The following is a 12,227-nucleotide window of genomic DNA, read 5'->3' as shown; positions in this document are numbered from 1 at the left end:
GATCGGCAATGTCCTTGCAGCCGGCCTGAACCGCTTCGGCAGGCATATCCGAAATGTCTTCCCAGTTGCGTTCCGCCGATTTGGCATAGGTAGCGGCCGGTGTGGCGTGGGTAATGCGTGCGGTGGAGACCACACCGGTGGATAAACCCTTGATTTCCGCAAGTTCCAGGGCCGTTACTACTTCATTGCCTGCGACCGTGCCGCAATCACCCCGCTGGACATCCTCGTCCACGCCCAGCACACCCGCATCGGTTTTCAAACCTGACATCATGGCGGTCATGGTGCCAGCTGAATCCGGAACCTGGGCATCGGTGTTATAGGTTTTCACGAGTGTCGAGAAGGGAAAGCTTTCAAAGCTCAGCAGATTTTCCTCGCCGGGACGGCCCTGCCTCTGGCCTTCCAGAATGCGCGCAGCGGTAAGGGTGGACACCCCCATGCCATCGCCCACAAACAGAATGACGTTTTTCGCTTTATCCGAGGACTTCAGGGAGAGCTTCTGCTGAAGCTGTGCCTCGGCGTTACTAAACCAGCCATTGTCCTTTTGTGAGGTCGGTAGTATCCCTGCGAGGACACTGGCGGACAATGCCAGCCCGATTGCCACCGGAACTAACGTTCTTTCCAGATTCATAGCGCACATCCTTTCAACGGTGTTGTTGTCTGCCACTCCGGTACAACCTGTTCATCGAACAGAATTCCGGATCGACTCCGCTAAAAAGATAGGGGCTCGTTATGACGTTAATCCTGCATTTGTGTTACTCAGGCATGAAGGTTGCTTGGCAGCTTCAATACTTTCCTCCCCCGGACGCTGGCCAGGACCTGCCGGCGCGGACAGAGGCACGCCGGCGGAAATCCAAGCGTTATTGAGTAGCCTCCTCCATCCTGTCACCCGCTTCTTCGGCGGCATCGCCCATCTCCTCGGCTGCGTTTTCCGCGCCTTCCTGTAACTCGCCCATGGCGCTTTCGTCCTGGCCGGTGGCTTCCTCGTAGGTTTCCTCGACTGAATCGCCAGCCTCTTCCATCATATCGCCGGCATTGTCCGCAGCTTTTTCTACATCGACACCCTCGTTGTCTTCGGAGCTGCAGGCGGCGAGGCCCAGTGTCAGAACCACCAAAAGCGCACTCAGTGTGAGCTTGTTCATACCATATCCCTCTGTTGGTAAGTATTTACAACGCGAAACAGGGTACGGCGAGGCCCGGCCTAAAGGCAATTACCGGGCGATTACCCTTTGGTTAGCCGGCGCAGTCAGACAGCGACCGGCCATTGATGGTGATGAGGTGGTCAAACGGCAGCATGGTGCCTCGCCCCAGCAGCAGGAAGTCCTGCCCGGCCCGACTGCAAAGCTCGCGAATAACATCGTGAACCAGGCATATCTGGCCGGCACTGTCCCGGTAGGCCACCTCGATCAGTTTGCCTGAGCCGAGATACTCCCGGAGCATAGCCTGAACGGCATAAGAGGCGGTGGTGGAGGGCCGGTCTGCCATGGCTGATTCTTCCCTGTGATCGGGCTCTTCTTTAACTCATGAGTCTGGCTCAAAAAGCCGCCTTTGGCCAAAAAATGTCATTTGTCATTTTGAGCCAAGGCGCCCGCGATAATGCGCCGACCGTTGCATTGTCAGATTGTTCGACATAAATTGATAGTACGCGCACCGAACAGGAGAAAACAATGAACGCCAAGACCTCTGACAACCTGGAATCGCATAAAGTCATATCCCCTGGCGAAACCGATTCCACTGGCAACTGGAAGGATCCGAAACGCTATATGTGGTTGCTCGGCCCTGCCCTGCCGGGTATTGGGCTCGCGGCCCTGACCGGTTACGCCCTGGCACCGAAGAAGCTGAAAGCCCTGGCCTGGACCGGCCCGGCCCTGGTACACGGCATCATCCCGGCGCTGGACCGTGCCATTGGCGAGGATCAGAGCAATCCGCCGGAATCGGCGGTGCAGACCCTGGAACAGGACAAGTACTACGACCGGATCGTAAAAGCCTTTATTCCGACCCAGTACGCCATGACCTTTTTGGGCGCCTGGCTGGCCAGCCGCAGGAATACCCCCCTGGACGACAGGATTGGCCTGACGCTCACCGTGGGCGCCATCAATGGTGTGGGCATCAACACCGCCCATGAGCTGGGCCACAAATCGAACAGGCTGAACAAGCTGTTGGCGATGGCGGCTTTGGCACCCACCGGGTATACCCACTTTGTTGTCGAACACAACTTCGGCCATCACATGCGGGTGGCCACACCGGAGGATCCGGCCAGCAGCCGGATGGGCGAAAGCTTCTGGAAGTTCCTGCCACGGACAGTAATAGGCGGCATCAAGTCCTCCATCAGGATTGAGAAGGCGAGACTTGCCCGCAAAGGCAAGGGCTTCTGGAGCCTGGACAATGAGCTGCTTCAGGGCTGGGCCATGAGTGCCGGGTTCTTTGGTGCGACGACGTTGATTTGCGGCCCTCGGGCGTTGCCGTTCCTGGCGGCGCAGGCGGTGTATGGCGCTAGTTTGCTGGAGAGCGTGAATTACATTGAGCACTATGGCCTGCTGCGCCAGAAGGACAAGAACGGAAAATACGAGCGCACCCAGCCGGAGCATAGCTGGAACAGTAATCATATTGTGACCAATCTGTTCCTGTATCAGTTGCAGCGACATTCAGATCACCATGCCCATCCTCAACGCAGCTTCCAGGCTTTGAGGCACTTCGAGAAGGCGCCGCAGTTGCCGGGTGGTTATGCGTCGATGCTGCTGCCGGCTTACCTGCCGCAGTGGTGGTATGAAACCATGGATAAGCGGGTGATTGATCACTACGAGGGGGATCTGAGCAAGATCAACTGGGATCCGGATCGTAAGGAAGAGCTGATGGCCAAATATGCGGATTACGCAGCGGAGGTGGCGGCTGAGGCGAGGGCCCGGCGCGCTGCCGCCAAATCCGAAGCTGCCTGAAGCTCTGCGCCCAGCCTTCTTAGGTTGGTGCAAGCGGTCGACCGGGGCACTCCTTCCGGGAGACGCCATAAACCCATCCCTGGGGGCTTGAGCGCAGCATCCCTGCTGCGCACACTCCCGGAAGGAGCGCCCCGGTCGACTGCCCCGAACTTTGGCAAGATAGTCGAATTTGCCTGAAGCGCTAAAGACAAATCTTCCCCGGGAACAAGCTTGTAGCTCACTTCCCTCGAAATACCGCTTCCCGCCTTTCCAGGAAGGACTGAATTCCCTCTTTTACATCGTCACTGGCCATTACCGGCTGCAGATCCGGGAATAAACGCTGTTTCGCGACTTCCTGCCCTTCACTGACTGCGATCTTTGACGATCTCAGACTACCCTGGACACCCAGAGGGGCTGCCTTTGCAATTTTCTCGGCGATTTCCAGCGCGACATTAAACTGCTCACCCGGCTCCACCAGTTCCTGTATCAACCCCCATTGGTAGGCCTGATCAGCGGTCCATTCGTCGCCAGTCAGCAGGTATCGCTGGGCATTGCCCCAGCCGATTTCCCGTTGCAGCCGGATGGTGGCGCCACCGCAGGCGAAGATGCCGCGTTTGACTTCCAGTTGGGCAAAGCGGGTGCCTTTGGCAGCAACCCGCACATCGGTGTTGAGCATCATTTCCACGCCGCAGGTAAAGCAGATGCCCTGGGCGGCGAAGATGACGGGTTTGCTGAGGCCGGCTCCGGTAATGTGGAACGGGTCCAGTTCGCCCTCGCCCGGCTCGATGCCTTTGCCGTTGGCAAACACGCCGGCCCAGTCGTCCAGTTGCAGGCCGCTGGTGAAGTGGTCGCCTTCGGCGTACATCAGCCCGACCCGCAGATCCGGGTCGCTCTCCAGCTGGTAATAAGCCGCCGCGATCTGGTGGTACATCTCGCGGTTCATGGCGTTCATTTTTTCCGGGCGGTTCAGCCCGATCAGCAGGATGTGGTTTTTCTTTTCAACGTTAACCAGGGCCATTGCCTTCACCTTATATATCGTTTTTCTTTTCCGCGTGCTGCACCTAAGTCTGGGCGCAATCGGCTGGGACCCCTTTCAGGGCCCCAGCCGATTGTGCCTCCTCTCAGATCAGAACCACTCGGATTTCATGTTGAGGCAGGTGTCATCCTGATTCCTCAGCAATACCAGGTCCTGAGCCACGGTTGGTAATTCCCAGTGGAAGAAGTACTGCGCAGCCTGGAGTTTGCCCTGGTAGAAGTTGCGCTCGTTATCGCTGTTGGCGGAACCCAGGGCGTGGGCAGCCGCGTTGGCCTGGCGGAGCCACATCCAGGCGACAATGATGTGGCCGAACAGGTGCAGGTAGCAGGAGGCGTTGGCCAGGGTTTTGTCGACTTCGCCGCCCACCAGGGATTTGCCGAGGCTCTGGGTGACTTTCACCGCCTGCTGCAGGGTTTCGCTCAGGGACAGGGCCCATTGCTGGCAGCGGTCGGTGGTGGCTGCCTGCAGGTCCACCTGCATTTCCTGCATCAGCAGCTGCAGGCCGTGGCTCTGGTCCTGCCAGATCTTGCGGCCGAGCAGATCCAGGGCCTGAATGCCGTTGGTACCTTCGTGGATAGGGTTCAGGCGGTTATCGCGCCAGCATTGCTCAACCGGGTATTCCCGGGTGTAGCCGGCGCCGCCGTAGACCTGAATGGCCAGATCGTTGGCCTTGGGGCCGTAGTCGGAGGGCCAGGCCTTGATCACCGGAGTGAGCAGGTCCAGCAGCTTCCCGGCTTCTTCGCGTTTCTGTTCGTCCGGGTGGGTGTGCTGGTCGTCCATCAGTCGGGCGCCATAGAGGCACAGGGCCAGACCGCCCTCGCTGTAGGCTTTCTGGGCCAGCAACATGCGCCGGACATCGGCGTGGTCGATGATGGGGACCTGCGAGGATTCCGGGTTCTTCTCGCTGGCCTTGCGGCCCTGCAGGCGGTCTTTGGCGTATTCCAGGCTGTGCATGTAACCGCGATATCCGATCACGGCAGCGCCAAAACCCACGCCAACCCGGGCTTCGTTCATCATCTGGAACATGTATTTCAGGCCCTGGTGGGGCTCGCCAACCAGGTAGCCTTGGCACGGGGCGTCGTCACCGAAACTGAGGGCAGTGGAGGTGGTGCCCCGGTAACCGAGTTTGTGGATCAGGCCGGCAAGGCTGACGCCGTTGCGTTCGGTGGGGTTGCCCTCTTGGTCCACCAGGAATTTAGGCACGATAAACAGGGAGATGCCCTTCACACCCGCCGGAGCGCCTTTGATCCTGGCCAGCACCATGTGAACGATGTTGTCGGTGATGGATTGTTCACCACCTGAGATGTAGATCTTGGCGCCCTTGATCAGGTAATGGCCGTTATCCGCAGGCGATGCCGAGGTGCGGATGTCTGCCAGGGAGGAGCCGGCGTGGGGCTCTGTCAGGGCCATGGTGCCGCTGAACCGGCCGCAGAGCATGTTCGGCAGGAAGGTGGTTTTCTGCTGTTCGTTGCCGAAGACGCGGATGAGGTTGGCGGCGGCGGTGGTCAGGAACGGGTAGCCGGCGGTGCCGGGATTGGCCGCGGTGAAGAAGCCATTGCAGGCGGCCATCACCGATTCTGGCAGTTGCATGCCGCCCAGCTCATAGTCATAACGCCCGGCGATAAAGCCAGCCTGGGCATAGGCCTCGACGGCTTCTTTGACCTGCGGCAGCATCTCGACCTGGCCGTTGACGAATTTGGGTTCGTCCTTGTCGGCGGCACTGTTGTGGGTGGCGAACTTTTCCCGGGCCATTTTGTCGGCGGTTTCGATGACGGCATCGAAGGTGTCGCGACTGTGTTCGCTGAAGCGCTCGCGGGTGGTGAGGTTTTCAGTATCGAGAACTTCGTAGAGCTGGAACGCCAGGTCGCGGCGGTCGATCAGGGTGTCGGTCATGCTGGGTCTCCTGTTTGTTGCAGACAGCCTCTCACAACTGGTTTTTTCTGGGAACCGGCGCTTGCGACATAATCATGGTCACTATTGCCACACTCTGGCCAAACCCTGCCTGCTACCGGACTCATCAGGTGCTCGCTGGCCGGGGCATGAAGCGGGCGGGTTCGGGCTCTGATCTCCCGCAGAATCGCTTTCTGGCGCGGGTTATGCAGCTAATTTTCCTGAAGGCCAGGTTCCGGCCGGTAACGTAAAGAATACCGACAGGTGTAGATATGGGGAGGTTCGCCATGAACGCACCAATCAGACAAAGCCAGGCAGATATTCTGGGCCGGCTCTATGATATGAAACGCAAACAGATCGAACACGCCCTCCAGCAGGGGAACAGCTTGCGCTGCCAGGTACTTGAAGCAGAAGCCGAGGCTATTTCAAGCGCGTTGAAATCCGTTCGGGAGCCGCTTGCCCCTATCGGCTGTTGATTGCCATTCCTGGTCACCTGTTGCCGTTTTCCGACGGTATCAGATGGCCGGCACCACTTCGGCACCTTGACGGGTGGCCCGTTGTACGCCGAACTTCCCCGGCGACATCCGCGCCACCAATCAGGTGCCGGGCACACCTTGATCAATGGCAAGTTGACTTGACCTTACGAACTGGCCACGTATCATCGGATTTCAAGTTTCACTGACGGAGCAACCATGACCGTAAGGTCTTTCGGCTGCATTAGCATTATCCGCCCACCTGTTGCCGCTGACATCGCGCGGCACCGGGGACGCCTGCCGTACTTCCCGGACCCGCCCGTTGCCTGCTGATCCACCCTGACACCCCCACGGTAAAGGCACCGGAATGCACTAGGCGGGGTGGCTGGCCGAAGACTAGACTCAGGCAAATACGCCTTAGATGTTCACGTGAAAGAAAACCAATAACGAGGTTGCGATGTCGCTACCGCTGGTTGTTTTACTGCCTTTCCTGGGCGCCATGGCCGCACCCCTGTTCGTCCAGGGTGGGCGGACCGCGATTGCCATCGCATCGTCGGTACCCGCCCTGATTGCCCTTGCGGCCCTCTTTCCCCACTGGCAAACCCTGGCTGATGGCGGTGTGGTGCTGCACAGCTATGAATGGTTGCCGGCCCTCGGTCTCTCGTTCAGTTTCCGGCTCGACGGGCTTTCGTTGCTGTTTGCCTTGCTGATACTGATCATCGGGCTGCTGATCATTCTTTATTCCCGCTACTACCTGAAAGCCCACGAAAACGTCGGCAAGTTCTACGCGCTCCTGCTGTGTTTCAAGGGTTCCATGCTCGGGATCGTGCTTTCGGGCAATCTTCTTTTAATCATGATTTTCTGGGAGCTGACCAGCCTTACCTCATTCCTGCTGATCAGCTTCTGGACCCACAAACAGGACGCCCGGCGCGGCGCCCGGATGGCCCTGGCCGTGACGGGCGGTGGTGGGTTTGCGCTGCTTGCCGGCATACTGATCATCGGCAACATTGTTGGCAGCTTTGAGCTTGATGATGTCCTGGCAGCGGGTGACCTGATCAAGAACCATGCCCTCTACCCGGTTGTCCTCACTCTCGTTCTGCTGGGTGCTTTCACAAAATCCGCCCAGTTCCCGTTCCATTTCTGGCTGCCCCATGCCATGCAGGCACCCACGCCGGTATCGGCCTACCTGCATTCAGCCACGATGGTTAAGGCCGGCGTCTTTCTGATGGCCAGGCTTTACCCGGCGCTGGCGGGCACCGAGCAATGGTTCTACATGGTCAGCTTTACCGGCATGGCCACCATGCTGCTGGGCGCCTACACCGCCATGTTCAAGCACGATCTGAAAGGCCTGCTGGCCTATTCAACGGTGAGTCAACTGGGCCTTATTACCCTGCTGTTCGGCATGGGTACCCAGCTTGCGGCCGTTGCGGCGATTTTCCACGTGATCAACCACGCCACCTTCAAGGCCTCCCTGTTCATGGCCGCGGGCATCATCGACCATGAAACCGGCACCCGGGATATGCGCCGCATTAACGGGCTCTGGCGTTTCATGCCGCACACGGCCACCCTGGCCATGGTTGCTGCCGCATCGAACGCCGGGGTGCCGCTGCTGAACGGCTTTCTGAGCAAGGAAATGTTCTTCGCCGAATCACTGGCGCTGAACCTGCCGGGGCTCTGGGCCTGGCTGCCACCAATCGTGGCGACCCTGGCGGGCATCTTCACGGTGGCTTACTCCGCACGTTTTATCCACGACGTTTTCTTCAACGGCAAGCCAGTTGATCTTCCGATCTACCCTCCACACGAGCCTCCCCGTTACATGAAGATCCCGGCGGAGATTCTCGTGTTTGCGCTCGTCATGATCGGCATCTTTCCGGCCATCTCGGTCGGCCCGCTGCTTTACATGGCGGCATCCGCCACATTTGGCGGCAATGTGCCGGATTACCAACTCGCGGCGTTCCACGGTTTCAACCTCCCGCTGATGATGAGTTTTTTCGCTTTTGCCGGCGGCTTGCTCATGTACAGTCAGCGCCAGCGCTTCTTCGATTTCCATGCCCGGTTCAGGGAAATCGATGAAAAGGCCGTATTCGAGGCCGTCGTCTCCCGCATTGTCGACCTGGCCAACCGGTTTACCGCACGGCTGGAAAACGGTTCGCTCCAGCGTTACGCGGTGCTGCTGGTCGTCAGCGTGATCACAGTCGCGGCCATGCCTGTTCTCAGCCTTGGCATTTTTGTCGGGGAGAACGGTCTCAGCCCGATAGACTGGCCAACCGCTATTGCGGCCGGGGTGCTTATCCTCTGTGCGCTGGCCACCGCAGCCATGCACAGGGAGCGGTTCTACGCACTGGTTCTGCTGAGCGTGGTCGGCCTGATGGTGGCCCTTGCGTTCGCCCGCTTCTCGGCGCCGGACCTGGCGATGACCCAGTTGTCCGTGGAAGTTGTCACGATTGTTCTGCTGATGCTTGCCCTTTTCTACATGCCATCCTGGACGCCCGTCGAAACCTCCAACGGGCGGCGGTTCCGCGACATTGCCATTGCCCTGGCAGCGGGAACCGGCATGACGCTGGTTACCCTGGCGATGCTGACACAACCGTTCAGCTCCATCTCCGATTTCTTCCTCGAAAACAGCAAGCCCGGCGGTGGCGGCACCAACGTGGTCAACATCATTCTCGTGGACTTCCGTGGCTTCGACACCCTGGGCGAGATTACCGTTCTGGCCATCGCGGCCTTGGGCATTTACGCCATGCTCAAGAACATTGCCCTGACACCGCCACCCGGCGATGGTCAGGGACACGCGTGGACACGGGATGCCCATCCGTTGATGCTGCGCCAGATTGCCCGCCCGATGCTGCCGCTGGCGCTGATGGTTTCCGTGTTCATCTTCCTGCGGGGCCACAATCTTCCGGGCGGCGGCTTTATCGCCGGCCTGATCACGTCGGTTGCCCTGATCCTCCAGTACATTGCCAGCGGAATGATCTGGACCCAGGACCGGATTTCGTTCCGCTATCACAATGTGATCGGTCTGGGCCTGCTGTTCGCAACCGTTGCCGGCGCGGGCAGCTTTGCCTTCAGCTATCCGTTCCTCACCTCCACCTTTGGTTACATTACCTGGCCGGTGGTGGGCAAGTTTGAGGTTGCCTCGGCCCTGGTCTTTGATCTGGGCGTCTACCTGACGGTTATCGGAGCCACCCTGCTGGCCCTGGTGAGCATTGGCCGGCTGTCTCCCCACTCCGCCATCAAGAGTAAAAAGGAGGGTGCGTAATGGAGCTTGTTTTCGCACTGGTTATCGGTGCCCTGACAGCATCCGGCGTTTATCTGGTTTTGCGGGCACGCACCTTTCCTGTGGTGGTGGGTCTCACTCTGCTGTCCTACGGCGTGAACCTGTTTCTTTTTTCCAGTGGCCGGCTGGCGACCGGACAGCAGCCTGTTATCGGCACCGCAGCAAACTATTCCGATCCGCTTCCCCAGGCGCTGGTGCTTACCGCCATTGTGATCGGCTTCGCCATGACCGCATTTGTTGTTGTGCTGTCACTACGAAATCTGGCGGATCACGAGAACGACCATGTCGATGGCCAGAAACCCTATAAATCCCCCGCCCCCGAGGAAGAAGAGGAGGTAACCGGCCAATGAACCACTGGCTTACCGCTCCTGTTCTGATTCCCCTGCTCGGAGGTATCCTGCAGGCGTTGATGGGTTACGCCCCCATCAGCCTGCGCCGCACGCTGGCGTTGGCAACCACCGTTCTGATACTGGTTTCGGCCATTGTGCTGCTGGTGCTGGCCAACGACGGCAGCTACCGGATTTACGCCCTCGGGAACTGGCAGCCTCCGTTTGGCATTGTTCTGGTGCTTGACCGGCTGGCCGCCCTGATGCTGGTCATGACCGCCGTTCTGGCCCTGTTCTGCCATACCTTCGCTATTGGTGGCGCCGATGAGGGCAATCGCCAGTTCCATGCCCTGTTCCTGTTTCAGCTCATGGGCCTGAACATTGCCTTCCTCACTGGCGACCTGTTCAACCTGTTCGTTGCCTTCGAGGTTCTGCTCATTGCCTCCTATGGCCTGCTGATGCACGGCGGAGGAACGGTAAGAACCGTGCCGGGCCTGCATTATGTGGTGCTGAACCTGGTTGGCTCCGCGATATTCCTGATCAGTGTCGGGATGATCTACAGCGTTACCGGCACCCTGAATATGGCGGATCTGGCGGTCAAGATCCCCGAGGTTTCCGGTGAAAACCTGAATATCGTCAAGGCCGGCGGCATGATGCTGCTGGTGGTGTTCGGCTTGAAAGCCGCCATTCTGCCCCTGTGTTTCTGGCTGCCAAGAGCCTATTCGAAAGCCACGGCTCCCGTCGCCGCTCTGTTCGCGGTAATGACCAAAGTCGGCGTTTACGCCATTTTGCGGGTCTATCTGCTGATCTTTGGCGACAATGCTGGCGAACTCGCCAATCTCGGTATGGACTGGCTGTTCCCCATTGCCCTGGCTACCCTCGCCATGGGTGTCATTGGCGCTCTGGGCTCCGGCAGCCTGAAAACCCTGGTCGCCTGGCAGGTAATCATTTCGGTGGGCACGTTGCTGGCTCCGGTCGCGCTTGGCTCCGAGGCCGGTCTTTCCGCTGCCCTGTTCTACCTGCTGAGCACCACCTGGACCGTCGGCGGCCTGTTCCTGGTCTCGGAGCTGGTGGCTGACCAGCGGGGCACGGCCACTGACCGAATCGTTACCGCTCCACCGATGCAGAACCGCACTTTCCTGAGTGTCCTGTTCCTGATCGGTGCCGTTGCCGCGGCCGGCCTCCCGCCCCTGAGCGGTTTCTTCGGCAAGGTACTGATCCTGAAAGCCGTTGAGCCGGGAACCGAGATGGCCTGGCTGTGGTCGGTGCTCCTGATCGGCAGCTTCCTCACTATCATCGCCTACAGTCGTGCGGGAAGCATTGTTTTCTGGCGGACCGTGGACGGCCATATGGAAACGCCAGACCCACTCAACGGCCGGGTTTCCATCGCCACCGGCGCGTTGGTCGCCCTTGCGGTTGTCATGGTTGTGCTGGCAGGTCCCATCACCCGCTATACCGACGCGACGGCAGCACAGCTGCATAACAATGACGCCTACATCGAAACCTTAAAGACCCCCATGGTCGGGGAGGGTGACTGATGCTTGATCGTCTGAGTTTTCCGCAACCCTGGTTGAGCCTGATCCTGTTCACTACCTGGCAGTTGCTCAGCGACGGCGTGTCCGGCGCCAGTATCGTGATGGGCCTGATCCTGGCCTGGCTGATCCCGCAACTGACTCAGGGCTTCTGGCCCGAGCGGCCGGCGTTCGTTAAGTCCTGGCGGATGCCCATGTATCTGGCTGTCGTGCTCAAGGACATTGTGGTTGCCAGCTTCTCGGTCGCCCGCCTGATTCTGAGCCCGCGCCAGCCGCGCCCGATTTTCGTCTGTTACCCTCTTCAGCTCGAGCAGCCGCTGGCGATTACCATCCTCGCCAGCACCATTTCGCTCACACCGGGCACCGTCAGCGTCGATGTCAGCGATGACAACAAGACCCTCCTGATCCACGCCCTTGATGCAGCCAGCGACCAGGAGGTCATTGGCGCCATACACAACCGCTACGAGAAGCCGTTGATGGAGATGTTCCAATGATGACAATCGCCCTCTACACCTCGATTTCCATGGTCACCCTGGCGACCCTGCTCAACGTCTACCGGCTGATCAAGGGGCCGGACGCACCAGACCGGGTACTGGCACTGGACACGCTCTACATCAACGCCATTGCCCTGATTATCCTGCTCGGAATCGCCCTGGGGACGCGGATGTACCTGGAAGCCGCCCTGCTTATTGCTGTCATGGGCTTTGTCGGAACCGTGGCCATGGCCAAATACCTGAAGCGGGGCAGTGTCATTGAATAGGATTGCCCCGAACCGGTTTCG

General features: G+C 59.3%; 12 protein-coding genes. 7 read left to right on the top strand and 5 right to left on the bottom strand.

From position 1 onward, the window contains the following. The 3 genes from AC13C0_RS02580 to AC13C0_RS02570 all read right to left on the bottom strand — a co-directional run. Positions 1 to 628 (bottom strand): alkaline phosphatase (locus AC13C0_RS02580; RefSeq protein WP_482953908.1); only part of this gene is annotated, 628 nt, incomplete at its 3' end. 229 nt (positions 629 to 857) lie between these two features. Next, positions 858 to 1,139 (bottom strand): hypothetical protein, encoded by a 282-nt coding sequence (locus tag AC13C0_RS02575; protein WP_117617881.1) that lies wholly within the window; start codon positions 1,137 to 1,139, stop codon positions 858 to 860. A gap of 91 nt (positions 1,140 to 1,230) precedes the next feature. Further along, positions 1,231 to 1,482 carry a hypothetical protein gene (locus AC13C0_RS02570; RefSeq protein WP_117617882.1) on the bottom strand — a complete coding sequence of 84 codons (252 nt, stop codon included), beginning with the start codon at positions 1,480 to 1,482 and terminating at the stop codon, positions 1,231 to 1,233. A 182-nt stretch (positions 1,483 to 1,664) separates the two neighbouring features. Between AC13C0_RS02570 and AC13C0_RS02565 the strand changes: the two genes are divergently transcribed. Then, positions 1,665 to 2,933 carry an alkane 1-monooxygenase gene (locus AC13C0_RS02565; RefSeq protein WP_117617883.1) on the top strand — a complete coding sequence of 423 codons (1,269 nt, stop codon included), beginning with the start codon at positions 1,665 to 1,667 and terminating at the stop codon, positions 2,931 to 2,933. A gap of 217 nt (positions 2,934 to 3,150) precedes the next feature. Here the strand turns inward: AC13C0_RS02565 and AC13C0_RS02560 are convergent, their stop codons facing one another. Then, the gene (locus AC13C0_RS02560) at positions 3,151 to 3,930 is read right to left on the bottom strand and encodes a crotonase/enoyl-CoA hydratase family protein (protein WP_117617884.1); all 780 of its coding nucleotides are present in this window, start codon (positions 3,928 to 3,930) and stop codon (positions 3,151 to 3,153) included. Positions 3,931 to 4,038: 108 nt separating this feature from the next. Next, positions 4,039 to 5,841, bottom strand: coding sequence for an acyl-CoA dehydrogenase (locus tag AC13C0_RS02555; protein WP_482953907.1), 1,803 nt, complete (start codon positions 5,839 to 5,841; stop codon positions 4,039 to 4,041). 284 nt (positions 5,842 to 6,125) lie between these two features. Here AC13C0_RS02555 and AC13C0_RS02550 point away from each other — a divergent pair, with 284 nt between their 5' ends. From AC13C0_RS02550 to AC13C0_RS02525, 6 genes are all read left to right on the top strand, one after another. Next, positions 6,126 to 6,314, top strand: coding sequence for a hypothetical protein (locus AC13C0_RS02550; RefSeq protein WP_117620309.1), 189 nt, complete (start codon positions 6,126 to 6,128; stop codon positions 6,312 to 6,314). 454 nt (positions 6,315 to 6,768) lie between these two features. After that, on the top strand, positions 6,769 to 9,570 hold the full coding sequence (locus AC13C0_RS02545) for a monovalent cation/H+ antiporter subunit A (protein WP_341582437.1): 2,802 nt from the start codon (positions 6,769 to 6,771) through the stop codon (positions 9,568 to 9,570). Beyond that, positions 9,570 to 9,938, top strand: coding sequence for a Na+/H+ antiporter subunit C (locus AC13C0_RS02540; protein ID WP_117617887.1), 369 nt, complete (start codon positions 9,570 to 9,572; stop codon positions 9,936 to 9,938). The genes AC13C0_RS02545 and AC13C0_RS02540 overlap by 1 nt, the downstream gene beginning before the upstream one ends. Further along, positions 9,935 to 11,452 carry a monovalent cation/H+ antiporter subunit D gene (locus AC13C0_RS02535; RefSeq protein ID WP_117617888.1) on the top strand — a complete coding sequence of 506 codons (1,518 nt, stop codon included), beginning with the start codon at positions 9,935 to 9,937 and terminating at the stop codon, positions 11,450 to 11,452. The genes AC13C0_RS02540 and AC13C0_RS02535 overlap by 4 nt, the downstream gene beginning before the upstream one ends. Further along, on the top strand, positions 11,452 to 11,940 hold the full coding sequence (locus AC13C0_RS02530) for a Na+/H+ antiporter subunit E (protein WP_117617889.1): 489 nt from the start codon (positions 11,452 to 11,454) through the stop codon (positions 11,938 to 11,940). Before AC13C0_RS02535 ends, AC13C0_RS02530 begins: the two co-directional genes overlap by 1 nt. Beyond that, positions 11,937 to 12,206, top strand: coding sequence for a K+/H+ antiporter subunit F (locus AC13C0_RS02525; protein WP_117617890.1), 270 nt, complete (start codon positions 11,937 to 11,939; stop codon positions 12,204 to 12,206). Before AC13C0_RS02530 ends, AC13C0_RS02525 begins: the two co-directional genes overlap by 4 nt. The last annotated feature ends 21 nt before the right edge of the window (positions 12,207 to 12,227 follow it).

It is taken from the genome of Marinobacter sp. B-21 (assembly GCF_056857895.1).
This window is presented reverse-complemented; position numbering and strand designations above follow the sequence as displayed.

Excerpts from the sequence above, each read along its gene's own strand:
- AC13C0_RS02550 (WP_117620309.1), top strand. The coding sequence starts at position 6,126 with ATGAACGCACCAATCAGACAAAGCCAGGCAGATATTCTGGGCCGGCTC.
- AC13C0_RS02525 (WP_117617890.1), top strand. The coding sequence starts at position 11,937 with ATGATGACAATCGCCCTCTACACCTCGATTTCCATGGTCACCCTGGCG.
- AC13C0_RS02555 (WP_482953907.1), bottom strand. The coding sequence starts at position 5,841 with ATGACCGACACCCTGATCGACCGCCGCGACCTGGCGTTCCAGCTCTAC.
- AC13C0_RS02545 (WP_341582437.1), top strand. The coding sequence starts at position 6,769 with ATGTCGCTACCGCTGGTTGTTTTACTGCCTTTCCTGGGCGCCATGGCC.
- AC13C0_RS02565 (WP_117617883.1), top strand. The coding sequence starts at position 1,665 with ATGAACGCCAAGACCTCTGACAACCTGGAATCGCATAAAGTCATATCC.
- AC13C0_RS02535 (WP_117617888.1), top strand. The coding sequence starts at position 9,935 with ATGAACCACTGGCTTACCGCTCCTGTTCTGATTCCCCTGCTCGGAGGT.
- AC13C0_RS02560 (WP_117617884.1), bottom strand. The coding sequence starts at position 3,930 with ATGGCCCTGGTTAACGTTGAAAAGAAAAACCACATCCTGCTGATCGGG.
- AC13C0_RS02530 (WP_117617889.1), top strand. The coding sequence starts at position 11,452 with ATGCTTGATCGTCTGAGTTTTCCGCAACCCTGGTTGAGCCTGATCCTG.
- AC13C0_RS02575 (WP_117617881.1), bottom strand. The coding sequence starts at position 1,139 with ATGAACAAGCTCACACTGAGTGCGCTTTTGGTGGTTCTGACACTGGGC.
- AC13C0_RS02540 (WP_117617887.1), top strand. The coding sequence starts at position 9,570 with ATGGAGCTTGTTTTCGCACTGGTTATCGGTGCCCTGACAGCATCCGGC.
- AC13C0_RS02570 (WP_117617882.1), bottom strand. The coding sequence starts at position 1,482 with ATGGCAGACCGGCCCTCCACCACCGCCTCTTATGCCGTTCAGGCTATG.